The sequence below is a fragment of the Streptomyces sp. BF23-19 genome, from assembly GCF_041106355.1.
Taxonomy (GTDB): domain Bacteria; phylum Actinomycetota; class Actinomycetes; order Streptomycetales; family Streptomycetaceae; genus Streptomyces; species Streptomyces virginiae_A.
This window is the reverse complement of the sequence record NZ_JBGBPT010000071.1, coordinates 1-22,835: the sequence shown is the minus strand read 5'-3', so window position 1 is coordinate 22,835 and position 22,835 is coordinate 1. Positions and strand designations below refer to the sequence as shown.

Sequence of the window (22,835 nt, the reverse complement as noted above, 5' to 3'; positions counted from 1 at the left end):
TGTGCGGGGTGTGCGGGGTGTGCTCCGGGGCGCGGGTCGAGCAGGGGTGCGAGCAGTCGGGCGCGGGCCAGGTCGTGCGGGTCGTCGATCTCCAGGACCCGCGCGGGATCGGTGGCGACGGGGAGGGTGCGGCCGAAGAACCGGTGCCGGGCGCCGCGGAAGCCGGCGGCGTCCATGGCGTAGGCGGCGCCCGTCTCCAGCAGGTCCTGCGGCCGGTCCTGACGGCGGGGCCGGTGCGCCTTGTCGTGGTTGACTCCGGCTCCCGAGCCGTCGCCCCCTTCCCGCCAGAGGAATCCGTGGAACGGGGCCACGGTCAGGGCCGAGTCGGCCGCCCCGGAGGCGACGGCGACGGCGACCGACTCGACGTCGGAGGTGCTGAGGAAGGGGCTGGTGCACTGGACGAGGAGGACCACGTCCACGGCGAGGGAGTGCAGTTCCTCGAACGCGGCGAGCGCGTGCAGGACGGCGGCCTCGCTGCTCGCGGTGTCGCCGGAGATGGCGGTGGGGCGGGCGATGACGTCGGCTCCGGCGGCGCGGGCGGCGGCGGCGATCGCCGCCGAGTCGGTCGAGACGACCACGTCGGTGACGGTCGGCGCGGCCCGGCAGGCCAGGACGGCGCGGGCGACGAGCGGGGTGCCGGCGACCTCGGAGAGGTTCTTGCCCGGGACTCCCTTGGAGCCGCCGCGGGCCGGGATGACGGCGAGGACCCTCACAGCTCCCCCAGCCTGCGGATCACCGGGGCCACGCGCTGCACTCCGTGCCGGTAGGCCCCGCGGGCGGCCTCGCGCAGATGGCCGCGCAGCCGGCGGCGCAGCCGGGACTCCCCCGTGGCCGGGCGCACGGCGCCGGGCAGTGGGGTGCCGTCCGGTGCGAGGTGGTGGCGGGCGAGGATCCCGGGGAGGTATCGGGGGGCGGTGGTGCGCGTGTAGTAGGGGGCGGGCGGGGGCAGCCGGGTCGCGGCGAGCAGGCCGGCGACCTTGGCCCGGGCGACGGCGTAGGCGTCCGCACCGCCGGCCCCGTCCGTGGCCCTGTCCGCGGCGCCGCCCGTGCCCCGGTCCGGGCCCGGTGCGGGCAGGACGCCCTGCGCCGCCAGCCAGAGCGGATCCCCGGTCGGCAGGAGCCCGGAGTCGAGCTGGTCCCAGGAGGCCAGGCAGCCGGAGCCGAGGAAGTGGTGGTTGCCGAGCGCCTCGCGGATGCCGAGGTCGGTGAGGATCGCCGTCGGGATCGACCGGTGCAGGGATTCCAGGGCGGCCGTGGAGGAGACGGTGACCAGCAGGTCGGCGCCGTCCAGTACCTCGCCCATGTTCCCGTACACCAGGCGGCAGTTGGGGGGCAGTCCGCCGGGGATCCGCTCCGCGAGCCGCTGGTACGGCTGCTCCTCCAGGTGCGTGGTGTGCTCCCCGGGCTTGCTGCGCAGCTTGATCAGCACCTCCCGGTCGGGGTGCTTGCGGGCGTGCCCGGCCGCCCGTTCCAGCAGGTAGGCGCGGTCCGCGCGGCTGTCGGGCACGGAGGGCTGGATGGCGAAGACCACCGTGCGGGCCCGGCTCCCGGCCGGCTCGTACGGCGCTCCGCCGAGGAAGGGCAGCGCGGTCTCGGTGACGGCGGCGGCGTCCGCGCCGACGCCCTCGTACACGGCGCGGAACCGCTGTGCGTCGTGGCGGGAGTTGGCGAGCACGAGGTCGGCGCCGTGCCGCAGCAGCAGCCCGTCGGCGAGCTTCTCGTAGACGACGCCCACGTAGCCGGTGACGAGTACGGGGCGTTCGGCCGGGGCGGGCCACAGGGCGAGGGCCCCGTGCAGGACGGCCTGGACGGCCCCGCCGACGAGCGCGAGGACGACCACGTCGTAGCGCTCGCGTTCGATCTCGGCGAGGAACTCGGCGCAGGTCACCTCGGACAGCCGGTCGGCCCGCACCCCCACCTCGCCGAGCTGGCGCGCGGTGGGGGTGGCGCGGCCGCGCAGCAGGAATCCGGTGAGCTGGTGGTCGGGCACGAGACGGCGGGCGGTGAGTGCGCCCCATTTCCATCGCGTATCGGAATCGGCGAGTACGGCGACGCGTTTGCGTTCTGGCACGCGGCAGAAGCTATTCCGCAATTTCGGTGATCGGCCCAACGAGCGCACAACAGCGGGTTAACAACGCGTCTACGAAATGCGAAAGCGGACGGGTTAACTCGCCCGCCCCGCGCCGTTCACATGGAATCCGCGTCCGGGCCACGGTGAATGACGGGCGGCGCCCTAATGTCTCGCAGGTGCCCAAGCTCTCTGTTGTCGTGCCGTTCTACAACGTGCAGACATACGCACCGGACGCCCTGAAGAGTCTCGAACTCAACGCCCGGGAGGATTTCGAGTTCCTGCTCGTCGACGACTGTTCGACGGACGGGACGCCCGACCTGCTGGAACGGGCGGCGCGCGAGCTGCCGGGAGCGGTCCACCTCAGACACGAGCGCAACGGCGGCCTGGCCACCGCGCGCAACACCGGTCTGGACGCGGCCCGCGGCGAGTACCTGACGTTCCTGGACGGGGACGACTGGCTGGCGCCCGGCCACCTGGCCCGGACCCTGGCCGCCATAGAGGCCCTGAGCTGCGACTTCGTCCGGACCGACCATGTGCGGTGCACGGGTAGGTCGCGGAGCGTGCAGCGCGTGCCCTACGGCCCGCAGTCGGTGGTCGCCGCGCCGCGCACCGCGATCCTGCCCGCCGACCGGGCCACCTCGGTGGACTATCCGTACGCCTGGGCCGGGATGTACCACCGGCGGCTGCTGGACCGCGGGGTGCTGCACTTCACCGACGGGCTGCGGACCGCGGAGGACCGGCCGTGGATCTGGCGGCTGCACCGGGAGGCCGCGTCCTTCGCCGCGGTCGGGCTGCCCGGCGTCTTCTACCGGCGCGGGGTTTCCACCTCATTGACGCAAGTAGGGGACGAACGACAGCTCGATTTCATTCGGGCATTCGATCAGGTGATCGCGGAGGTCATCGCCGATCGGGAATCCGATCGACTGCTCCCGAAAGCCGTCCGGACCTATTGTGCAATTATCGCCCACCATGTGGGGTCCATCGAAAGGTTCGAGCCGGACGTGGCCAGGAAACTCCGTACGATGAGCACGGCCGCGCTCGGCCGCATGCCGCAGGACGTACTGGACCAGGCCCTGGACTCGATGGACGTCGAACGCTCCACCGTGCTGCGCCGACTGCGCACCGGCCGCCGATCCGCCGCCCCCGCGCCCGAGGCCGCCCCGTCGGGAGCGAACGTCTGATGCCCACCCAGATCTTCCTGGCCTCCACCCTCTACGGTGCGGCCACGCTCGCGGCGGGCATCGACGCGGGCTCCTTCCCGCCCGCCGGCCGGCGCATCCTGCTGACCAGCAACCACGCCGTCACCGCCGAGGTCACCCCGGGGGTCACCGACATGCCGGGCTTCGCCGCCCTGCGCTCCCGCTTCGACGAGGTCCTCGACTGGAACCGCGTCATCGAGCCGCAGCACCCCAGCACCTGGGCCCCGCGCGCGGAGGACGTCCCGATGTGGGAGCGGCAGCTGCGCTCGCTGTGGAACCTGGGCGAGGACCGGATCGAGCTGATCGTGGAGTCCCTCCAGGTCCCGCCGGCCCAGAGCCTGTGCCGGCTCTTCCCGGGAGCGGCCGTCGACGTCTACGCCGACGGGCTCATGAGCTACGGGCCCACCCGCTTCCGCCTCGACCCGCAGCTCGGGATGCGGGTGCGGCGGGTGCTCCACCTGGACCTGGTGCCCGGGCTGGAGCCCCTGCTGCTGACGGAGTTCGGGGTACGGGTGGAGCTGGTGCCGACGGAGCCGTTCCTCAAGGTCCTCGCGGAGCTCGCCGAGGCCACGCCGGCGAGCTGGGCCACCGCCGACGGGCCGGCCGACGCCGCCGATCCGGCCGGGCCCGCGGCCCTCCTGCTGGGCCAGTACCTCTCCGCGCTCGACCTGATGACCCTGGCCGAGGAGGAGGAGCTGCACGTGTCGATGGTCCGGGGCGCGCACGCCCTGGGCCACCGGGAGCTGGTCTTCAAACCGCACCCCGGCGCCCCGGCCGCGTACTCCCGCCGGGCCGAGGAGGAGGCCGAAAGGCTCGGCGCCCGGCTGACGGTGATCGCCGCCCCGATCCTCGCGGAGACCCTCTACCAGCGGCTGCGCCCCGCGCTCGTGGTCGGCTGTTTCTCCACCGGGCTGCTGACCGCCGCCACGCTGTACGGGCTCCCGGTGGCCCGGACCGGCACCGAGGCGGTGCTGGCCGCGCTGACCCCGTACCCGAACAGCAACCGGGTTCCGCTGGCCCTGGTGGACGCCCTGCTCCCGGACCTCGCCGACGCCGAGGCGGTCCGTACCTGGACGCCTCCGACCCCGGAGCAGGTCCGGGCGGAGCCGGCCGCACTGCTCACCGCCGTCGGGTTCACCATGCAGCCGCAGATCCTGGCCGCGCGCCGGCCGGCGGCCGAGGCCTACCTGGCCAAGCGGCTGACCCCGCGCACCTGGCGGTACTTCACCCGCCGCCGGCTGACCACGCTCGGCCTGCCGGGCGGCATCCCGGCACAGCTGTCGTTCCTGCCGCGCAGCCCGGCGGTGCGCCGGGCCGTACGGCGGATGGGGTGGCTGCGCCGGGCGCTCAGCTGACGGCGAGCTTGGCCGCGAAGCCGAGGAAGAGCACGCCCGCCGCCGAGGTGGCTCCGGCCGACAGCCGCTTGCGGCGCCGGAAGGCCGCCGAGAGGCGGGTGCCGCCGAAGATCAGCATCGTCAGGTACAGGAAGCTGCCGGTCTGCAGCAGGCCGCCCAGGAGCAGGAAGGACAGCGCCGGGTAGGCGTAGGACGGGTCCACGAACTGCACGAAGAAGGACATCAGGAAGAGGATGGCCTTCGGGTTCAGGAGGCTGATCAGCAGCGCCCGCCGGTAGGGCCGCTCGTTCTCGGCCGGGTCGGCGGGGCCGGCGGCCTCGGCCTCGGCCCGCTCCGCGCGCGTACGCCACAGCGCCCAGGCGCCCCGCATCATCCCCACGGCCAGCCACGCCAGGTAGCCGGCCCCGAGGAACTTCACCACGGTGAACACCAGCGGGCTCGCCCGCAGCAGCGCCCCGGCTCCCACGGCGGTCAGCAGCATGAGCACGGCGTCGCCGGTGAACACCCCGGCGGCGGCCTTGTACCCGGTGCGCACCCCGCGGCGGGCGGCCACGGAGAGCACGTAGAGGGAGTTCGGGCCCGGCAGCAGAATGATCAGCACCAGGCCGGCGAGATAAGTCGGAAGATCTGTCACACCCAGCATGCGCAGGAGTGTCCCACAAGGTTGCACCTGTCGCGCCAGTGTGTTTCACCAGGTGGAACCGGTGGGCTCGTAGGTCCCCCAGACCTCCCGCAGCGCCCCGCACACCTCCCCCACCGTGGCCCGGGCACGCAGCGCCTCCTTCATCGGGTACAGCACGTTCGCCGTCCCCGCCGCCGCCTCCTTCAGGGCCGCGAGCGCCGCCGTCACCGCCGCTCCGCCGCGCTCCGCCCGCAGCCGGGCCAGCGCCGCGCACTGGCGCGCCTCGATCGCCGGGTCCACGCGCAGCGGTTCGTAGGGTTCCTCGCGCTCCAGCGTGAAGCGGTTGACCCCGACCACCACCCGCTCCCCGCTCTCGGTCTCCTGCGCGATGCGGTAGGCGTTCCGCTCGATCTCGGCCTTCTGGAAGCCGGCCTCGATCGCGGCCACCGCCCCGCCCTGGTCCTCGATCCGGCGCATCAGCGCGAGCGCCGCCGCCTCCAGGTCGTCCGTCATCCGCTCCACCGCGTACGACCCTGCGAAGGGGTCCACGGTGTGCGGCACGTCCGTCTCGTACGCGAGGACCTGCTGGGTGCGCAGGGCGAGGCGGGCGGACTTCTCGGTCGGGAGCGCGATCGCCTCGTCGAAGGAGTTGGTGTGCAGCGACTGGGTGCCGCCGAGGACGGCGGCCAGGGCCTGCACGGCCACCCGTACGAGATTCAGTTCCGGCTGCTGCGCGGTGAGCTGGACCCCGGCGGTCTGGGTGTGGAAGCGCAGCATCAGCGACTTCGGGTCCCGGGCCCCGAACTCCTCCCGCATGACGCGGGCCCAGATGCGCCGGGCCGCGCGGAACTTCGCGACCTCCTCCAGCAGGGTGGTGCGGGCGACGAAGAAGAAGGAGAGCCGGGGCGCGAACTCGTCGACCACCATCCCGGCCGCCAGGGCCGTCCGGACGTAGGCGATGCCGTCGGCGAGGGTGAAGGCCACCTCCTGCGCGGGCGAGGCACCGGCTTCGGCCATGTGGTAGCCGGAGATGGAGATGGTGTTCCACCGGGGGACCTCGGCGCGGCAGTAGCGGAAGGTGTCGGCCGTCAGGCGGAGCGAGGGGCCGGGCGGGAAGATGTACGTCCCGCGCGCGATGTACTCCTTCAGGACGTCGTTCTGGACCGTCCCCGTCAGTTGTGTGCCCGAGATGCCCTGTTCCTCCGCCACCAGCTGGTAGAGCAGCAGGAGCAGTGCGGCGGGCGCGTTGATCGTCATCGAGGTGGAGACCCGGTCGAGGGGGATCCCGTCGAACAGCGTCCGCATGTCGTCGAGCGAGTCGACGGCGACGCCGACCTTGCCCACCTCGCCCTGCGCGAGGGGGGCGTCGGAGTCGTGTCCCATCTGCGTCGGCAGGTCGAAGGCGACGGACAGCCCGGTGCCGCCGCCCTCGATGAGCTGCCGGTAGCGGGCGTTGGACTCGGCGGCCGTGCCGAAGCCGGCGTACTGCCGCATCGTCCACGGCCGACCGGTGTACATGTTCGGATAAATCCCCCTCGTGTAGGGGAAGTCGCCCGGTTGCCCGAGTTCCGCCGCGGGGTCCCATCCCGTCAGGTCGGCGGGCCCGTAGACGGGTTCGACGGGAATTCCGCTCTCGGTCTGTGCCATGTGACGTAGTCCTCCATGGAGCAAGCGGGCCCGGGACCGGCAGAACCTCCCCCGAGCCACCGCTGGGGTTCCCCAGCCGCGTATCGCTTCGTAAGGCTGCGGACGACTGCCGGTCACAATGGCGCAACATCCCGGAGCCGAGTGCAACTGTCCACGCACGCGGAGCATCACCTAGATACACGACGTAGAAACCGGGGGGACTGCAATGCAGCGCCAGAGAGTCATAATCCGCACGATCGGGGTGGCAACCGCCGTCGCACTCGCCGCGACCGCCTGCGGACCGCAGAAGACGGAGCCTGTCGCCTCCGCTTCCTCGGCTTCGTCCTCGCCCACGGCGGGCACCTCCCCCGAAGCCTCTCCCTCCACCGACGACAAGCCCGGCGAGGCCTCTGCGTCGCCGTCCGCCTCCGCCTCCGCGTCGCCCTCCTCCTCGACCTCCCCTTCGCCCGCGGTGAAGGCGATCATGGCCAACGGCGACGAGAACGAGCAGGTGCGCGAGCTCCAGGCCCGGCTGCGCCAGCTCAAGCTGATGTCGGTCGCTCCGACCGGCTTCTACGGCTCCAAGACCACCGCCGCGGTCAAGTCCTTCCAGTCGAAGCACGGCCTGAACGCGACCGGCTCGGTCGACGAGGCCAGCTGGAAGAAGATCGAGGGCGCCAGCAAGAAGCCCACCGCCGACGAGCTGCGTCCGTCGACCGTCAACGAGGTCGACGCCCCGGACCCGCGCTGCATGCAGGGCCGCGTCATGTGCATCAGCAAGGAGAGCCGCACCCTCGCCTGGATGATCGACGGCAAGGTCGTCTCCACGATGGACGTGCGCTTCGGCTCCGAGAACACCCCGACCCGCGAGGGCGTGTTCGACGTGGGCTGGAAGGCCAAGGAGTGGACGTCGACGATCTACCACACGCCGATGCCGTACGCGATGTTCTTCAGCGGCGGCCAGGCCGTCCACTACTCGGCCGACTTCGCGGCCCGCGGCTACAACGGGGCCTCGCACGGCTGCGTGAACGTCCGGGACAAGGGCAAGCTGTCGGCGCTGTTCGACCAGGTGAAGGTCGGAGACAAGGTCGTCGTCTACTGGTGATGCCGCCGGGGCCGGAGGCGGGACCGCGATCCGGTCCCGCGAGCCCGTGCCCCTGAGGCCCGCGCCCGCGGCAGGCGCGAGCAAGCAAGCAAGAAGGCCGGGGCGGGCCCCCCGGGGCTTTTTCCGGTCCGAACGTAATGGGCGCGGGCAGGGCCGGGGGAACGTGCCCCGCCCGCGCCGGGTGCGCAGAGCCCAGGGGTACGGGGGGAACCCCGGCTCATGCGCGGCCGATGACCAGTCGGCTCGATATGTACTGCGCCGCCGCTTCGAAAAGTGTTACAGGCAGGTCAGCACATGTGTCAGCGGCCGGTGCGGAGGTCGACCGAACCCCGCGGCAGCGTCGGCGTCAGGGTCGGCGCGCGGAGCGTCTCGCCCCCCAGCTGGGTGCCGCTGCGCTTGCCGCCGGTGCCCCCGTCGTCGAGCACCGACTTGCAGTAGTCCGGGATCCGGGTGAGTCCGTCGGCCAGGCGCGAGAGCCGCTCGCGGCGCGCCTCGTCGAGCCGGCCCGCCTTGAACTCCGCGCAGAGGTCAGCGACCTTCAGGAGGGTCTCGCCTTCGCGGTCGCGGTCCTTGCCGCCCGTGGTGCCGCCGCCGAAGGTGTCCCGGTCGATGTCCTTGCCGCCGATGCCGCCCGTGGCGCCGCTGCCGCCCTGGACGTCCTTGCCCGCGCCGGCCGTCGCCGAGGAACCCGAGGAGGTGCCGGCGCCCGCGCCGGTCCCGGGTGTCGCGGTACGCCCGTCCGTACCGGGCGGCTGCGCCGTGCCCGTGGCGGACGTCGGATTCGAGCCATTCGGCTGCGGGGTGGGGGTCGGCTTCGGACTGGCGCTCGGCGCTCCGCTGCCGATCCCCGGGACCGGGTCCTCGCCGGCACTCACGGACATCGCCGGACCGGGTCCCGCGCTGTCGTGCCGGGACCGCTCCAGCAGCCCGGCGCCCGCCGCCGCGGCCAGTCCGCCCACGGCGACACTGGCCAGGGCCGCGGCCAGGCCGAAGCTCACGGCGCGGCGGCGCCGAGGGGCGGGCGCGGGAACGATGCGGCCGAGGTCGACCAGGGGTTCGTCGGACGGGGCCGCCACGGCAGGCGCCGCGACAGGGCGTGCGCCACCGCGGGCCGCGCGGAAGGCGGCCACCGCCGCGGCCTCGCCGGGCAGTTCCCTGCCCGCGGGCAGCGGCGCGTTCACGCCACCCAGGGCGTCCAGGGCGGCACGCAGCCGGGCCGCCTCGTGGCGGGCCCGCTGATCGGCGGCCGGCCCCACAGGTTCCACCGGTTCGCCGCGCAGCAGTTCTTCCGCCGCGGCTTCGTCCAGCCACCTGTTGCGCTCGTCGGCCATCACATGTCCTTCTGCGTCCGCCAACGTGAATCCGTCACACCGGTTTGTTCTACGAAGCCCCCGCCCCGGCCGCGCTGCGCGGGTACGGCGTCGAGATCCCTCCCGCCCCCGCCGCCCCACGCCTGGCCACGGGCATTATGGCCGACCGCCGTGCCCGGACCCGAGCCGGTGTCCGGGTCGGGCTCGAAGCCGCCCTCCGGACCGAGCAGTTCGGCCAGCTTCTTCAGGCCCCGGTGGGCCGCGGTCCGTACGGCGCCGGGCCGCTTGCCGAGGGTCTCGGCCGCGCTCTTGGCGTCCAGGCCGACCACGACCCGTAGGACGACGGCCTCGGCCTGGTCCTGCGGAAGCTGTGCGATGAGCGCCATGGTCCGGCCGGTGGAGAGGGACTCCATGGCCGCGCCCGCGGTGTCGCACTCGGCGGCCCAGCTCGTCAGCTCGGTGTCGTCGCCCCCGATGGCGGGGCGCCGGCCGCGCATGCGGATGTGGTCCAAGGCGCGGTTGCGGGCGATGCGGGCCGCCCAGCCGCGGAAGCGGTCGGCGTCGCCGGTGAAGGAGTCGAGGTCGCGGGCGATCTGCAGCCAGGCCTCGGAGGTCACGTCCTCCGCGTCACCGTCCCCGACGAGCGTGCGTACGTACCCGAGCAGCCGTGGGTGCACGGCGCGGTACACAGCACGGAACGCGTTCTCGTCGCCGTCCTGTGCCGCGAGCACCGCGGCGGTCAGCTCCGCGTCGTCCCCCAGCAAAGTCCCCAACCCGTTCACTGTCCTGTACGTGTGGCGCAAATCAGCACGTTACGGCTTTCAAGCACCTCTCGTCCACGAGTGATACAACGTGCAACCAATCCTGTGCGGAGCGAGGTGTGACACAAAACGCACCCGAGGCGCTGACAGGGGTACGGGCTTGTCGCACGAGCCCGTGACGGATGGCGACCGGGGCCTCTCCTGTGGGGGGTGGCGGCCTCGGTCGCCCTCCCCTTCCCGGGGCCCTCACCATGCCTGCCCGTGGCGCTCACGTCATCCTTTCGGCTCACTTCCGGGTGAAATCCCCGAATCGGTACGACACACCCTGCCCTGCGTCGATAGCGTGGCGGTACACCCCCGCCGCGCCCCGAGGAGCCCCCTGCTGTCCAGCCACTTTCCGGCACAGGCCCCAGGGCGCACCTCCCGGACCGGATCCGGGGGAAGTCCCGATCCTTCTCACGGCTTCGGGCTGGCTCGGTTCAACGCCCTGTCCCCCGAGGTCGCCCAGGCCGTCCTGCTGCACTGCTGCGGGAGTCGGCGCTGGGCGCACCGGGTGGCGGCGCACCGCCCCTACCCGGATCCCGGGGTCCTGCTCGCCGCCGCCGACGAGGCCTCGTACGACCTCTCGCAGGGCGATCTGACCGAGGCCCTGGCCGCGGAGTGCTCGGCGGAACTGGACCACGGGGCTTCGTACGCCGCCCTGCTGGCCCTCGACGCGGCCCACGCGGAGTACGAACGGAAGTTCGGCCACGCCTTCGTGATCTGCCTCGACGGGCACCCGCCGGAGGAGCAGGCCGACCAGCTGCTGGGCGCGATCCGGCGGCGGATGGGCCACGAGGTCGACGAGGAGCGCTCGATCTCCGCGGACGAGCTGCGCCGCCTCGCGCAGGCCCGGCTCCGGGATCTGACACGCCGGCTGACCTCGCCTGATGGGCTGACTGCCACGGAAATCGGGCTATTCGCCCCTGTGGGATAGCCCGTACGTGCCTGTTTGATCACACCGATGGCCCCCGCGCAAGGGAACCGACAAAGCGTCGCTACGATGTCCGGGGCCGGAGGACCGTACCCGGCCGGGCCCGACCGACAAAGAAGCCGGCTGGCCCCCGCCCCGCTTCCGGAGGGTTTTCCGTGCCGGCTGGAACGTTGTACCGCGGCCGGGAAGGAATGTGGTCCTGGGTGGCTCATCGAGTCACCGGCGTCCTCATCTTCTTCTTCCTGTTCGTACACGTCCTCGACACCGCTCTCGTCCGCGTCTCCCCCGAGGCGTACGACGATGTCGTGGCTACCTACAAGACGCCGATCGTCGCGCTGCTGGAGTACGGCCTCGTCGCCGCCATCCTGTTCCACGCGCTCAACGGTCTCCGTGTCATCGCCGTGGACTTCTGGTCCAAGGGTCCGCGCTACCAGAAGCAGATGCTCTGGACTGTCGTGATCACCTGGATCGTGCTGATGGCCGGGGCCCTGTACCCCGTCCTGGGCCACGCCTACCTTGAACTGTTCGGGAAGTGACACGTATGTCTTCTGACACTTCTTTCGAAAAGGGCGTCGGTGACGTGGAGGGCGTGTCCCTCTACGACGTCGAGAACCCGGCGCCCTACATCGAGGCCCCGCGCAAGCGGACCGGCAAGACCCCGCGCTCGACCCGCGGGAACTTCGAGATGGTCGCGTGGCTCTTCATGCGCCTCTCGGGCATCGTGCTCGTCGTCCTGGTCATCGGCCACCTGCTGATCCAGCTGGTGCTCGACGGCGGCGTGTCCAAGATCGGTTTCGCCTTCGTGGCCGGCCGCTGGGCGTCCCCGTTCTGGCAGGTCTGGGACCTGCTGATGCTGTGGCTGGCCATGCTGCACGGCGCCAACGGCCTGCGTACCGTCATCAACGACTACGCGGAGCGTGCCAACACGCGGCTGTGGCTGAAGGGCCTGCTCTACACCGCCACGGTGTTCACCATTCTTCTGGGCACGCTGGTGATCTTCACCTTCGACCCGAACATCCGCTAGGCAACGGGGCTGAGGCGAAACCAATGAAGATCCACAAGTACGACACCGTCATCGTCGGCGCGGGTGGCGCGGGTATGCGCGCCGCCATCGAGTCGACGAAGCGCAGCCGCACCGCGGTGCTGACGAAGCTCTACCCGACCCGCTCCCACACGGGCGCCGCGCAGGGCGGCATGGCCGCCGCGCTGGCCAACGTGGAAGAGGACAACTGGGAGTGGCACACCTTCGACACGGTCAAGGGTGGTGACTACCTGGTCGACCAGGACGCCGCCGAGATCCTGGCGAAGGAGGCCATCGACGCGGTCCTCGACCTGGAGAAGATGGGCCTGCCGTTCAACCGCACCCCGGACGGCACCATCGACCAGCGCCGCTTCGGCGGTCACTCCCGCAACCACGGCGAGGCGCCGGTCCGCCGGTCCTGCTACGCCGCGGACCGCACCGGTCACATGATCCTCCAGACGCTCTACCAGAACTGCGTCAAGGAGGGCGTGGAGTTCTTCAACGAGTTCTACGTCCTGGACCAGCTCCTGGTCGAGGAGGACGGCGTCAAGAAGTCGGCCGGTGTGGTCGCGTACGAGCTCGCCACCGGCGAGATCCACGTGTTCCAGGCCAAGGCCGTCATCTACGCCTCCGGCGGCACCGGCAAGTTCTTCAAGGTGACCTCCAACGCGCACACCCTCACGGGTGACGGCCAGGCGGCCTGCTACCGCCGCGGCCTGCCGCTGGAGGACATGGAGTTCTTCCAGTTCCACCCGACGGGCATCTGGCGCATGGGCATCCTGCTGACGGAGGGCGCCCGCGGTGAGGGCGGCATCCTCCGCAACAAGGACGGCGAGCGCTTCATGGAGAAGTACGCGCCGGTCATGAAGGACCTCGCGTCCCGTGACGTCGTCTCGCGCTCCATCTACACCGAGATCCGTGAGGGCCGCGGCTGCGGTCCGGCCGGTGACCACGTGTACCTGGACCTGACGCACCTGCCGCCGGAGCAGCTCGACGCGAAGCTCCCGGACATCACCGAGTTCGCGCGCACCTACCTGGGCATCGAGCCGTACACGGACCCGATCCCGATCCAGCCCACCGCGCACTACGCCATGGGCGGCATCCCGACCAACGTCGAGGGTGAGGTCCTCAGCGACAACACCACCGTCGTCCCGGGCCTGTACGCGGCCGGCGAGGTCGCGTGCGTGTCGGTGCACGGCGCGAACCGCCTGGGCACCAACTCGCTGCTGGACATCAACGTCTTCGGCAAGCGCTCCGGCATCGCCGCCGCCAGGTACTCCCAGGAGAACGACTACGTCGAGCTCCCGGAGAACCCGGCGCAGCAGGTCGTCGACCTCGTCGAGCAGCTGCGCAACTCCACGGGCAACGAGCGGGTCGCCGAGCTGCGTCTGGAGCTCCAGGAGACGATGGACGCGTGCGTGATGGTGTTCCGTACGGAGCAGACCATCAAGACCGCGGTCGAGAAGATCGCGGAGCTGCGCGAGCGCTACAAGAACGTGTCCGTCCAGGACAAGGGCAAGCGCTTCAACACGGACCTGCTGGAAGCCATCGAGCTGGGCAACCTGCTCGACCTGGCCGAGGTCATGGCCGTGTCCGCGCTGGCGCGCAAGGAGTCCCGCGGCGGTCACTACCGCGAGGACTACCCGAACCGCGACGACGTCAACTTCATGCGCCACACCATGGCGTACCGCGAGGTCGGCGACGACGGCAAGGACTCCGTCCGGCTGGACTACAAGCCCGTCGTCGTCACCCGCTACCAGCCGATGGAGCGTAAGTACTGATGGCCACCCCGACCCTGGACAAGATGGAGGCCGCGGCCGCGGCCTCGCCCTTCATCACGGTCACCTTCCGGATCCGCCGCTTCAACCCCGAGATCTCCGACGAGTCTCAGTGGCAGGACTTCCAGATCGAGATCGACCCGAAGGAGCGCGTGCTCGACGGTCTCCACAAGATCAAGTGGGACCTCGACGGCACGCTGACGTTCCGCCGCTCGTGCGCGCACGGCATCTGCGGCTCCGACGCGATGCGGATCAACGGCAAGAACAGGCTCGCCTGCAAGACGCTGATCAAGGACATCAACCCGGAGAAGCCGATCACCGTCGAGGCCATCAAGGGCCTCACGGTGATGAAGGACCTTGTCGTCGACATGGAGCCCTTCTTCCAGGCGTACCGCGACGTCATGCCGTTCCTGGTCACCAAGGGCAACGAGCCGACGCGCGAGCGTCTGCAGTCCGCCGAGGACCGCGAGCGCTTCGACGACACCACCAAGTGCATCCTGTGCGCCGCGTGCACGTCCTCGTGCCCGGTGTTCTGGAACGACGGCCAGTACTTCGGCCCGGCGGCGATCGTCAACGCGCACCGCTTCATCTTCGACTCGCGTGACGAGGCCGGCGAGCAGCGGCTGGAGATCCTGAACGACAAGGACGGCGTGTGGCGCTGCCGCACGACCTTCAACTGCACCGACGCGTGCCCGCGTGGCATCGAGGTCACGAAGGCGATCCAGGAAGTCAAGCGCGCGCTGATCACGCGCCGCTTCTGACCTTCCGGTCCGTGCGTGTGAGGGCCCCGTCCCCGGTTCGTCCGGGGGCGGGGCCCTCGCCGTTCCCAGGGGGTGTCAGCGGCGGCTCCGGCTGGTGATCGTCGGGTCGTCCACTCCCTCCTACCGGCGCGCAAGGACCGCGAGTTGGTGCGGGGGCACATCGCGGCTCCGGTCGGCGCGGCGCTCTGACCTGGGTTGCGGGACCGGGGGTACAGGGCGCGAGTCCCTGTGGAAGGATCGACAGCATGAGCGAGCAGCAGCCGAATCCGTACACGAGCGACCCCTCCGGCCAGGGCGGTCAGCCCGGCACGCCCGCCACCCCCGGCCAGGGCGACTACAAGTGGGGTCCCGGCGAGGCCAGTTACGGCTACCCGCAGCCCTACCCGGCGCCTCCGGCACCCCCGGCGTACCAGCCGACCATCGGCGGCGCCGGCATCCCGGCCCCCGCCTACAACGCCCCCGCCCCGGTCGGCGGAGCCGGTCTCTCCCTCGGTGATATCACCATCGCCGGGGACCAGATCATCACCCCGTCGGGCAACATGCCGCTCAGGGGCGCGATGTGGAACGCGACGGACTTCTCGCGCACCGAGGAGAAGATCCCGCCGCACGCGATCGTGCTGGCGATCGTCTTCTTCCTCTTCTGCCTGCTCGGCCTGCTCTTCCTGCTGATGAAGGAGAAGACCACCACCGGCTACATCCAGGTCACGGTCACCAGCGGCGGCCGCCACCACTCCACGATGATCCCGGCGGTGGACGCGTACACCTACCAGTGGGTGATGTCGCAGCTCAACTACGCGCGGTCGCTGAGCATCTGAGGCGCGCGCTCCGCAGGGCGGCCCCTGAGCCGGCCCAGCGTGTAGCCGCCGGCCTCCGGGTCCAGGGCCCGGGTGGCCTCTTTGAAGAGGTACTCGGCCCGCTCGTAGGAGAGGCGGCGGCGGCCCGTCTGCGGGCACAGGTCGGCCGGTGCGGGTGTGCGGCCCGGTCCGGGCCGCCTGTCGGAGAGGAACACCGGTCCCCGGGTCCGGCCGGCCAGCAGCGCGGGCAGGAGACGGGCGGTTCCCGAGCGCCAGCTCACCCAGGTGCGGCCGGCCGGGGCCCGGCGGTCCTCCAGGTCCAGGTCCTCGACGTTCAGTGAGAGGACCGCCTTCACCCCGGCCCCCGACTCGTGCAGGAGCCGCCACAGCGTGCGCTCGCGCAGCGGCAGGTCCGGGTCGTTCCAGAGCGCGGCGAGCCGGGCGGGGTCCGGCGCCGGCACCGGGGAGCCGTTCTCCGGGCGCCGCTCCAGCCCTGCCGCAAGGTCGCCCAGGCGGGCCCAGGAGCCGAAGGACCGCACGGTCGAGCGGTGCCGGTTCCAGGTCCTGGCCGCCGCCCCGCCCCAGGCCGTCGCGAAGACGCCCGCCACCTGGTCGGCCGTCAGGGAGGCCAGTGGGAGCCGGTCGCCGAGGGTCAGGCACAGCCGCCGCAGGGTTTGTCCGTAGGAGCGGACCGTCGCCGCGTCCAGCGCGTCGCGGGCGAGGAAATCGCGGGCGGCCCGCCCGAGCGTGGGACCGGGCGGGGCCGTGTCGGTGAGCGCGTCCGCGCGCCGCTCCAGGAAGGCGCGTTCGGCGGCGTTCCGGGTGAGGGCGGCCGCCCGGTGGAACTCCAGCCGCGCCTCGTGGTGCCGGTCGAGGCGCGCCAGCAGGTCACCCCTGACGCTCGGCAGGAGATGGTAGTCGCGTAGTGCGGGATCGGCGAGCAGGGAGTCGACCAGGTCCAGGCCCGCCTGGGGCCCGTGGGCCATCGCGAGCGACACGGCCCGGTTGAGCTGGACGACCGGGGTCGGCAGCAGCTGCGCCAGGGCCTCGTACAGGCCGGCTATCCGGGCCCAGTCGGTGTCCTCGGCGGTGGGGGCCTGCGCATGGCACACGGCTATCGCCGCCTGCAGGAGGTACGGGCCGGGCGATGTACCGCCGACCTGCCGGGCGCGCAGCATCGCGGTGAACCCGCGGCGGATGAGCAGTTGGTCCCAGCGCCCGCGGTTCTGCTCGTGCAGCTGTACGGGTTCGCCCGACGGGCCGGTGCGCGCGGCCGAGCGGGAGGCCTGGATCTCCATCAGGGCCACGAGTGCGTGCGCTTCGGCCTCCTGCGGCGCGAGTTCCGCCAGCAGTCGGCCCAGCCGCAGGGCTTCGAGGCAGAGCCCGGGCCGCATCAGATCGTCGCCCGAGGTCGCCGAGTAACCCTCGTTGAAGATCAGGTAGATGACCTCCAGGACGGACGAGAGGCGTTCGGTCAGCTCGGCCTCGTCCGGCAGGTCGAAGGGCACGCGCCGCTCGGCCAGGGTCCGCTTGGCGGCGGCGATGCGCTGGGCGATCGCGGTTGCGGTGACGAGGAAGGCGCGGGCGATCTCCTCGGCCGTCAGGCCGCCGAGCAGCCGGAGCGTCAGCGCGGTCCTGGCTTCGGTCGGCAGGACGGGGTGGCAGGAGATGAGCATCAGCCGTAGGACGTCGTCCTGTTCGGGTTCCCGGTGCTGTTCCAGCTCGTGGGCGAGTTGCTCCTGCTTGTGCGTCAGCCGCCGGTCGCGCCGGATGTGGTCGACCGCCCGTCGCTTGGCGGTGGTCGTCAGCCAGGCGCCGGGGTTGTCGGGGATTCCGGAGACGGGCCACTGTTCGAGCGCGGCGACGAGCGCGTCCTGGGCCAGTTCCTCGGCGAGGCCGACGTCGTGGACCATCCGCGTGAGCCCGGCGATGATCTTCGCGGACTCCAGTTTCCAGACGGCGTCGATCGTGCGATGGGTGTCCGGCACGGGCACGATCACAGCACCGGCCCCGGCTCGTAGGCAAGCCGGGGCCGGACTCGGGGCGCGGCAGCGCCGCCGGGTCAGGGGCCGAAGACCTGCTGGACGACGCTCTCGCCGTCACCGACGATCCTGCGGAAGCGGCGGGCCAGTTCGATCGCCTCCTCCTTGGAGCGGACCTCGATCAGGGCGAAGCCGGCCACGGCCTCCTTGGCCTCGGTGAACGGCCCGTCCGTCACGGTGATCTCGTCGCCGAGCGAGGTCACCAGGACACCGCCCGGCTCCAGGCCGCCGGTCGCCAGCAGGACGCCGGCCGCGGACAGCTCCTCGATGAACCGGCCCATCTCGGCGTACAGGTTCTCGTCGGGGGCGGTGTCCGAAGGCCGGGTCGTCATCAGGTAGCGCATGGGGTCCCTCTCGTCGGTCGTGCGGTGCTTGCGACAACACGTCGAACGAGAAGAGGTGACAGGGAACGGTCGGCGTTCCCTGTCACATCGGCGGATCGACGTGTCTGCGAGAACCGGAGACGACCGACCCGAGAGGCATCCACCATGACCACCGCTCCCTCCTCCCCCGCGACCCGATCCCGCACCCGGACCGCCACCCGCTCCCTGCTCACCTGTGTGGTCGTGGCGACCCCCCTGTGGGCGGCCGTCACCCTGTCCCAGGCCGCCCTCCGCGAGGGCTTCGACATCACCCGCCACCCGTTGAGCGCCCTGAGCAACGGCTCCCTGGGATGGCTCCAGATCACCGACTTCCTGGTCGTCGGAGCCCTGCTCGCCGTGGGAGCGACGGGCCTGCGCCGGGCCCTGATCGGCACACTCGGACGCACCTGGGTGCCGCGACTGGTACGCGTCGCCGGGATCGGCATGATCGCCGCGGGGGTGTTCGTCATGGACCCGGCCGACGGCTTCCCCGTCGGCACCCCCTACGGGCAACCGGCCGTCCTCACCTGGCACAGCTACGCCCACTTCGCCGCCGGGTCGATCACCTTCCTCTCGCTGATCGCCGCCTGCTACGTCCTGGGCCGCCACTTCGCCCGCGCCGGCGACCGCCGGTACGCCCTGCTCTCCCGCGGCGGCGGCACCGCCCTGCTGCTCGGCAACGGCTGGGCCATGGGCGGCGGCCCGGCCGGCACCCTCACGCTGGCCGTCGGCGTCATCACCGCGATGCTCACGCTCTCCCTGATCGCGAACCGGTTCCGCAGTGCCCGCTGAACATCGCTTGAACTTGTTCAAAAAGAGGCCTACAGTCATCCCTGTCAGCAGTTTGAACACGTTCAAAGGGGCTGGGGACAATGGACCTCACCGTCGTCACGTACGTCATCTACCTGCTCATCAGCATCGCCCTCACCGTCTGGGTGGCGCGCACGCTCAGCCGTAACGGCCGCGTCTTCATCGGTGACGTCCTGCACGGGAACGAGAAGCTCGCGGACGCGGTCAACCAGCTCCTGGTGGTCGGCTTCTACCTCGTGAACATCGGCTTCGTGACCCTCTACCTCCGGTCGAGCGGGGAGATCGGGACCCCCCGGGCCCTCTTCGAAGCGCTCTCGGTCAAGCTCGGCGTCGTCCTGCTGGTCCTCGGCGTCATGCACCTGGGGAACGTGTGGGCGCTGAACCGGATGCGCCGCCGGGGGATCATGGAGCGCCAGCAGACCCCGCCCGTCCCGCCGCAGGCGTGGACCGCGCCGGTCGGGGCCTGAACCGTGCCGACCGCCACCGCCGCCGTCCGGCGCCTGACCGTCCTCTACGACGCCGGCTGCCCGCTCTGCGTACACATCCGGCACTGGCTGCTCGCGCAGCGGTGGCTGGTCCCGCTCTCGCTGGTGCCCGCCGGATCCTGGGAGGCGCACCGGCGCTTCCCCCGGCTCGACCACGCCTCGACGCTCCGGGAGATCACCGTCATCGGGGACTCGGGGCAGGTGTGGACCGGGACCGACGCCTTCATCGTCTGCCTCTGGGCGCTGGTCGAGCACCGGCCGAAGGCGAACTGGCTGGCCACCCCGGCCGGCCGGCCCTTCGCCCGGGCGGCCATGCACACGGCCTCCGCCTGGCGGCAGGCCGTACGCACCGAGGGTCACCCCGAGGGCGCCGAGGGACCGGCCTGTGACGAGCAGTGCCCCGTCCCCCGATAGGCTCATACACCGTGACTGATCAGAAGGCTCCCAAGAGCGAGCAGACCCGCACGCTCATCCTCGAAACCGCGCTCCGCCTCTTCCAGGAGCGCGGCTTCGACAAGACCACGATGCGGGGTATCGCGAAGGAGGCCGGCGTCTCGGTCGGCAACGCCTACTACTACTTCGAGTCGAAGGAACACCTGGTCCAGGGGTTCTACGACCGGATCGGCGCCGCCCACCAGGCAGCGGTCCGGCCCATCCTGGACAACGAGACCGACCTGCAGAAGCGGTACGCGGGCGTGTTGACGGCCTGGCTCGACATCGCCGCCCCGTACCACGAGTTCGCCTCGCAGTTCTTCAAGAACGCCGCCGACCCGGAGAGTCCGCTCAGCCCGTTCTCGCCGGAATCGGAAACGGCGCGCAAGGCCGCGATCGGCATCCACCGCGAGGTGCTGGCGGGCGCGAAGACGAAGGTGCCGGCGGAGCTGGCCGACGTACTGCCGGAGCTGATGTGGCTCGCGCAGATGGGCCTGGTCCTGTACTGGGTCTTCGACCGCTCCCCCAACAGCGAGAAGACGCGGCGGCTCGCCGAGCGCGGCGCCCAGCTGACGACGCGGGGCATCGTCCTGGCCCGGTTCCGGGTGCTGCGGCCGCTGGTGCGGGAGGTGCACGAGCTGTTCGCGGACTTCCTGCCGGGCATGGCCCAGACGGCCACGGCGGGGGCCCGGCGCAGGGCCTCGGACCCGTACCCCGACGAGGAACCGAAGACGCACCGCGGGTAGCCGCCGGGGACGCGCCGGCTACAGCCAGTCGAGTTCCCACAGCCGCCAGACGCCGGTGCCGTCGGACAGGTACTGGGCTCCGGTGACGTCCTCCCGGGACATCACGTAGTCCTTCTTCTGCCAGATCGGCACCATCGGGGCCTGCTGGGCGACCAGCTTCTGGAGGTCGCGGAACTCGGCGGCGGCCTCGCTCCGCTCCGAGTGGGACTGGGTGCGGGTGATCAGCTCGTCCACGTGCTTGTCGGAGAAGCCGTTGTTCATGGACGAGTCGGCGCCGACGAGCGGGGCGAGGAAGTTGTCCGCGTCCGGGAAGTCCGCGATCCAGCCGATGGTGTAGGCGTCGAACTCGCCCGCCGCGTACCCCTTCTGGAAGTCGCTCCACTGCTCGACCGGCTTGATCGTCACCTGGAAGAGGCCGGTGGCCTCCAACTGCCGCTTGAGCTCCTCGGCCTCGGGCATGTTCGCGCCGCGGACGTTCACGCCGAGGTTGAGGTGGACGGCCGAGGTGATCCCGGCGTCCTTGAAGAGCTTCTTGGCGGTGGCCACGTTCGGCGCCGGGTAGGCGTCGAAGAACGGCGTGCTGTGGCCGGCGATGCCCGCCGGGACCAGGGAGTACAGCGGGGTGACGGTCCCCTTGTGGACCTCCACGGCCACCTCGGAACGGTCCAGCACCGCGGCGACGGCCTGGCGGACGGCGAGCGGGGCCGCGGTGGAGCCGGGGCGGACGTTGAAGACGATGGAGCGGGTCTCGCTGCCGCCGGAGGCCTGGTAGCGGGTGTCCTTCAGGCCCGGGTTGAGGCCGGCCAGCACGGTGGGCGGCATGTCCCGGTGGGCGACGTCGATCTGGTGGGCCTTCCAGGCCTGGTCGAGCTGCCCGGAGTCCTTGAAGTACTTGACGGTGACGGGCGTGTGGGCGGCCTTGCCCTGGCCCTTGTACGAGCTGTTCGGCTTGAGCTCGGCGCTCGTACCGGCCTTGTACTCGCCCAGCGCGTACGGCCCGGAGCCGTCCACCTTGCCGTCCTCGCGCAGGGACTTCGCCGGGTACTTGTCCTTGTCGACGATCGCGGCGGCGCCCGTCGCGATCTTGAAGGGGAAGGTGGCGTCGCCCGCGGAGAGGGTGAAGGTGACCGTGCGCCCCTCGGCCTCGACCGCCTCCAGGGTGTTGAAGAGGGGGGCCGGACCCTGGTCGGAGTTGATCGCCTTGATGCGGTCGAAGGAGTACTTGACGTCCTCGGCGGTGATGGCGCGGCCGCCCGTGAACTTCACGTCGGGGCGGAGCTCGCACCGGTAGACGGTGAGCTTCTGGCCCACGAACCCGCAGGAGGCGGCGGCGTCCGGCACGGGGGCGTCGGAACCGGGCTTGATGGTCAGCAGCGACTGGTAGATGTTGCTGAACAGGGCCCAGGAACCGGCGTCGTACGCCCCGGCGGGGTCGAGGGAGGAGACGACGTCACTCGTCCCGACCCGGACGGCACCGCGCCCGCCGCCGCCCTCGGGCAGCAACTGCCAGGCACCCACACCGACCACGCCGAGGACCAGCCCGGCCGCGATCACCTTCGAGCGGACAGACCGCATCCCCTGAACCCCACCCCATGACCCGATGACAGCGACGCGCTGTCCGATTAACGGTCATCCCATCACGGAATATCAGCCACCGGAAGGCGAGTTGGAGAAGGCGCTGACGAGGTTTGCGACGGATCAGGCCTGAAATGAGGCGAGTTCGACGACGGTGATGTCGGACGGCGCCCCCACCCGGACCGGCGGCCCCCAGGCTCCGGCCCCGCGGGACACGTAGAGCTGGGTGTCGCCGTAGCGCTCCAGACCGGCGACAGTGGGGTTGGCGAGCTCCGCGAGGTAGTTGCCGGGCCAGAGCTGGCCGCCATGGGTGTGGCCGGAGAGCTGGAGGTCGACGCCGTGGCGGACGGCGTCGTGGATGACGACGGGCTGGTGCGCGAGGAGCACGGCGGCCCGCGTCCGGTCCCGGTCACCGAGGGCCGCGCCGAAGTCGGGGCCCTTGCCCTCCCGCTCGCCCTGGATGTCGTTGACCCCGGCGAGGTCGAAGTGGGGCAGCTCCTTGCGGGCGTTCTCCAACGGGTTCAGCCCCAGCTCGCGGACGTGGTCGATCCACTGCTGGGCGCCGGAGAAGTACTCGTGGTTCCCGGTGACGAAGAACGAGCCGTGGCGGGCGTCGAGCAGGCGCAGCGGCTCCGCCGCGTGCCCGAGGTCGGGGACGCTGCCGTCGACGAGGTCGCCGACGATGGCGATGAGGTCGGGTCGGGTGCGGTTGACCGTGTCGACGATGCGCTGGGTGTGGGCGCGGCCGAGCACCGGGCCGAGGTGGACGTCGCTGACGACGGCGATCCGGAAACCGTGCGCCGCGCGCGGCAGTTTGGCGAGGGGGACCCGCACCCGCTTCACGCTCGGCCCGCGCAGGACCCCGTAGGTCCCCGCCCCGACCGTGCCGAGGGCCACGGCGGCGCCCGCCCCGCCGACCGTACGGGCGACGAACCGGCGCCGGCTCAGCCCGTCGGCCACGGCGGGGCGCTCGGTGGCGGCCGGGGCGGGCGCGGGCGGCGGCCCGG

General features: G+C 71.5%; 22 protein-coding genes and 1 pseudogene. 13 read left to right on the top strand and 10 right to left on the bottom strand.

Annotated elements, in window-relative coordinates; translation table 11 throughout:
- Positions 1-347: 347 nt before the first annotated feature.
- Both AB8A24_RS31755 and AB8A24_RS31750 read right to left on the bottom strand, forming a co-directional pair.
- Positions 348-713: pseudogene (locus AB8A24_RS31755) on the bottom strand (NTP transferase domain-containing protein); the annotation flags it as partial.
- Positions 710-2,071 (bottom strand): DUF6716 putative glycosyltransferase, encoded by a 1,362-nt coding sequence (locus AB8A24_RS31750; protein ID WP_369478244.1) that lies wholly within the window; start codon positions 2,069-2,071, stop codon positions 710-712. The pseudogene AB8A24_RS31755 and the gene AB8A24_RS31750, both read right to left, overlap by 4 nt.
- 176 nt (positions 2,072-2,247) lie before the next feature.
- Here AB8A24_RS31750 and AB8A24_RS31745 point away from each other — a divergent pair, with 176 nt between their 5' ends.
- The gene (locus AB8A24_RS31745) at positions 2,248-3,252 is read left to right on the top strand and encodes a glycosyltransferase family 2 protein (protein ID WP_328961975.1); all 1,005 of its coding nucleotides are present in this window, start codon (positions 2,248-2,250) and stop codon (positions 3,250-3,252) included.
- A complete protein-coding gene (locus AB8A24_RS31740; RefSeq protein ID WP_369478243.1) occupies positions 3,252-4,625 on the top strand; it encodes a polysialyltransferase family glycosyltransferase in 1,374 nt (457 codons plus the stop codon). The genes AB8A24_RS31745 and AB8A24_RS31740 overlap by 1 nt, the downstream gene beginning before the upstream one ends.
- Here AB8A24_RS31740 and leuE read toward each other — a convergent pair.
- Both leuE and AB8A24_RS31730 read right to left on the bottom strand, forming a co-directional pair.
- Positions 4,618-5,268, bottom strand: coding sequence for a leucine efflux protein LeuE (gene leuE / locus AB8A24_RS31735; protein ID WP_328961977.1), 651 nt, complete (start codon positions 5,266-5,268; stop codon positions 4,618-4,620). The two genes, AB8A24_RS31740 and leuE, sit on opposite strands and share 8 nt — an antisense overlap.
- A 45-nt stretch (positions 5,269-5,313) precedes the next feature.
- Complete coding sequence (locus AB8A24_RS31730) at positions 5,314-6,894, bottom strand: methylmalonyl-CoA mutase (protein ID WP_369478242.1); 1,581 nt, start codon at positions 6,892-6,894, stop codon at positions 5,314-5,316.
- Positions 6,895-7,099: 205 nt separating this feature from the next.
- On the opposite strand from AB8A24_RS31730, the gene AB8A24_RS31725 reads away from it, so the two are divergent.
- Entirely contained in the window at positions 7,100-7,978 is an 879-nt protein-coding gene (locus tag AB8A24_RS31725) for a L,D-transpeptidase family protein (protein WP_328961979.1), read from the top strand.
- A 299-nt stretch (positions 7,979-8,277) separates the two neighbouring features.
- Here AB8A24_RS31725 and AB8A24_RS31720 read toward each other — a convergent pair whose 3' ends face one another.
- Both AB8A24_RS31720 and AB8A24_RS31715 read right to left on the bottom strand, forming a co-directional pair.
- Positions 8,278-9,309 (bottom strand): hypothetical protein, encoded by a 1,032-nt coding sequence (locus AB8A24_RS31720; protein WP_369478241.1) that lies wholly within the window; start codon positions 9,307-9,309, stop codon positions 8,278-8,280.
- Complete coding sequence (locus AB8A24_RS31715) at positions 9,309-10,052, bottom strand: RNA polymerase sigma factor (protein ID WP_328965882.1); 744 nt, start codon at positions 10,050-10,052, stop codon at positions 9,309-9,311. The genes AB8A24_RS31720 and AB8A24_RS31715 overlap by 1 nt, the downstream gene beginning before the upstream one ends.
- Positions 10,053-10,392: 340 nt before the next feature.
- Between AB8A24_RS31715 and AB8A24_RS31710 the strand changes: the two genes are divergently transcribed.
- The 6 genes from AB8A24_RS31710 (at position 10,393) to AB8A24_RS31685 (ending at position 15,397) form a co-directional block, all read left to right on the top strand.
- Entirely contained in the window at positions 10,393-11,025 is a 633-nt protein-coding gene (locus AB8A24_RS31710; RefSeq protein WP_328961981.1) for a 2-oxo-4-hydroxy-4-carboxy-5-ureidoimidazoline decarboxylase, read from the top strand.
- A 152-nt stretch (positions 11,026-11,177) separates the two neighbouring features.
- Positions 11,178-11,558, top strand: coding sequence for a succinate dehydrogenase, cytochrome b556 subunit (sdhC, locus tag AB8A24_RS31705; RefSeq protein WP_314248353.1), 381 nt, complete (start codon positions 11,178-11,180; stop codon positions 11,556-11,558).
- Positions 11,559-11,563: 5 nt separating this feature from the next.
- Positions 11,564-12,046: a succinate dehydrogenase hydrophobic membrane anchor subunit gene (locus AB8A24_RS31700; RefSeq protein WP_109784026.1), complete on the top strand. Its 483-nt coding sequence runs from the start codon at positions 11,564-11,566 to the stop codon at positions 12,044-12,046.
- Positions 12,047-12,069: 23 nt separating this feature from the next.
- Positions 12,070-13,824, top strand: coding sequence for a succinate dehydrogenase flavoprotein subunit (sdhA, locus tag AB8A24_RS31695; RefSeq protein ID WP_369478240.1), 1,755 nt, complete (start codon positions 12,070-12,072; stop codon positions 13,822-13,824).
- A complete protein-coding gene (locus tag AB8A24_RS31690; protein WP_033219571.1) occupies positions 13,824-14,582 on the top strand; it encodes a succinate dehydrogenase iron-sulfur subunit in 759 nt (252 codons plus the stop codon). Before sdhA ends, AB8A24_RS31690 begins: the two co-directional genes overlap by 1 nt.
- A 245-nt stretch (positions 14,583-14,827) precedes the next feature.
- Complete coding sequence (locus tag AB8A24_RS31685) at positions 14,828-15,397, top strand: hypothetical protein (RefSeq protein ID WP_328961983.1); 570 nt, start codon at positions 14,828-14,830, stop codon at positions 15,395-15,397.
- Here the strand turns inward: AB8A24_RS31685 and AB8A24_RS31680 are convergent.
- Positions 15,373-17,364: a sigma-70 family RNA polymerase sigma factor gene (locus AB8A24_RS31680; protein WP_369478239.1), complete on the bottom strand. Its 1,992-nt coding sequence runs from the start codon at positions 17,362-17,364 to the stop codon at positions 15,373-15,375. The two genes, AB8A24_RS31685 and AB8A24_RS31680, sit on opposite strands and share 25 nt — an antisense overlap.
- 74 nt (positions 17,365-17,438) lie before the next feature.
- Entirely contained in the window at positions 17,439-17,762 is a 324-nt protein-coding gene (locus AB8A24_RS31675) for a YciI family protein (protein ID WP_030712608.1), read from the bottom strand.
- Positions 17,763-17,906: 144 nt separating this feature from the next.
- On the opposite strand from AB8A24_RS31675, the gene AB8A24_RS31670 reads away from it, so the two are divergent.
- The 4 genes from AB8A24_RS31670 (at position 17,907) to AB8A24_RS31655 (ending at position 20,253) form a co-directional block, all read left to right on the top strand.
- On the top strand, positions 17,907-18,572 hold the full coding sequence (locus AB8A24_RS31670; RefSeq protein WP_328961985.1) for a DUF998 domain-containing protein: 666 nt from the start codon (positions 17,907-17,909) through the stop codon (positions 18,570-18,572).
- Between the two features lie 80 nt (positions 18,573-18,652).
- A complete protein-coding gene (locus AB8A24_RS31665) occupies positions 18,653-19,057 on the top strand; it encodes a hypothetical protein (RefSeq protein WP_328961986.1) in 405 nt (134 codons plus the stop codon).
- A 3-nt stretch (positions 19,058-19,060) separates the two neighbouring features.
- Positions 19,061-19,489 (top strand): DCC1-like thiol-disulfide oxidoreductase family protein, encoded by a 429-nt coding sequence (locus tag AB8A24_RS31660; protein ID WP_328961987.1) that lies wholly within the window; start codon positions 19,061-19,063, stop codon positions 19,487-19,489.
- Between the two features lie 11 nt (positions 19,490-19,500).
- The gene (locus AB8A24_RS31655; protein WP_328961988.1) at positions 19,501-20,253 is read left to right on the top strand and encodes a TetR family transcriptional regulator; all 753 of its coding nucleotides are present in this window, start codon (positions 19,501-19,503) and stop codon (positions 20,251-20,253) included.
- 18 nt (positions 20,254-20,271) lie between these two features.
- On the opposite strand, the gene AB8A24_RS31650 is transcribed toward AB8A24_RS31655, so the two are convergent.
- Positions 20,272-21,828, bottom strand: coding sequence for an ABC transporter substrate-binding protein (locus tag AB8A24_RS31650; protein ID WP_369478238.1), 1,557 nt, complete (start codon positions 21,826-21,828; stop codon positions 20,272-20,274).
- Positions 21,829-21,951: 123 nt separating this feature from the next.
- Positions 21,952-22,835 (bottom strand): metallophosphoesterase (locus AB8A24_RS31645; RefSeq protein ID WP_369478237.1); only part of this gene is annotated, 884 nt, incomplete at its 5' end.

Excerpts from the sequence above, each read along its gene's own strand:
- AB8A24_RS31740 (WP_369478243.1), top strand. The coding sequence starts at position 3,252 with ATGCCCACCCAGATCTTCCTGGCCTCCACCCTCTACGGTGCGGCCACG.
- leuE (WP_328961977.1), bottom strand. The coding sequence starts at position 5,268 with ATGCTGGGTGTGACAGATCTTCCGACTTATCTCGCCGGCCTGGTGCTG.
- AB8A24_RS31730 (WP_369478242.1), bottom strand. The coding sequence starts at position 6,894 with ATGGCACAGACCGAGAGCGGAATTCCCGTCGAACCCGTCTACGGGCCC.
- AB8A24_RS31725 (WP_328961979.1), top strand. The coding sequence starts at position 7,100 with ATGCAGCGCCAGAGAGTCATAATCCGCACGATCGGGGTGGCAACCGCC.
- AB8A24_RS31720 (WP_369478241.1), bottom strand. The coding sequence starts at position 9,309 with ATGGCCGACGAGCGCAACAGGTGGCTGGACGAAGCCGCGGCGGAAGAA.
- AB8A24_RS31700 (WP_109784026.1), top strand. The coding sequence starts at position 11,564 with ATGTCTTCTGACACTTCTTTCGAAAAGGGCGTCGGTGACGTGGAGGGC.
- sdhA (WP_369478240.1), top strand. The coding sequence starts at position 12,070 with ATGAAGATCCACAAGTACGACACCGTCATCGTCGGCGCGGGTGGCGCG.
- AB8A24_RS31690 (WP_033219571.1), top strand. The coding sequence starts at position 13,824 with ATGGCCACCCCGACCCTGGACAAGATGGAGGCCGCGGCCGCGGCCTCG.
- AB8A24_RS31685 (WP_328961983.1), top strand. The coding sequence starts at position 14,828 with ATGAGCGAGCAGCAGCCGAATCCGTACACGAGCGACCCCTCCGGCCAG.
- AB8A24_RS31675 (WP_030712608.1), bottom strand. The coding sequence starts at position 17,762 with ATGCGCTACCTGATGACGACCCGGCCTTCGGACACCGCCCCCGACGAG.
- AB8A24_RS31670 (WP_328961985.1), top strand. The coding sequence starts at position 17,907 with ATGACCACCGCTCCCTCCTCCCCCGCGACCCGATCCCGCACCCGGACC.
- AB8A24_RS31665 (WP_328961986.1), top strand. The coding sequence starts at position 18,653 with ATGGACCTCACCGTCGTCACGTACGTCATCTACCTGCTCATCAGCATC.
- AB8A24_RS31650 (WP_369478238.1), bottom strand. The coding sequence starts at position 21,828 with ATGCGGTCTGTCCGCTCGAAGGTGATCGCGGCCGGGCTGGTCCTCGGC.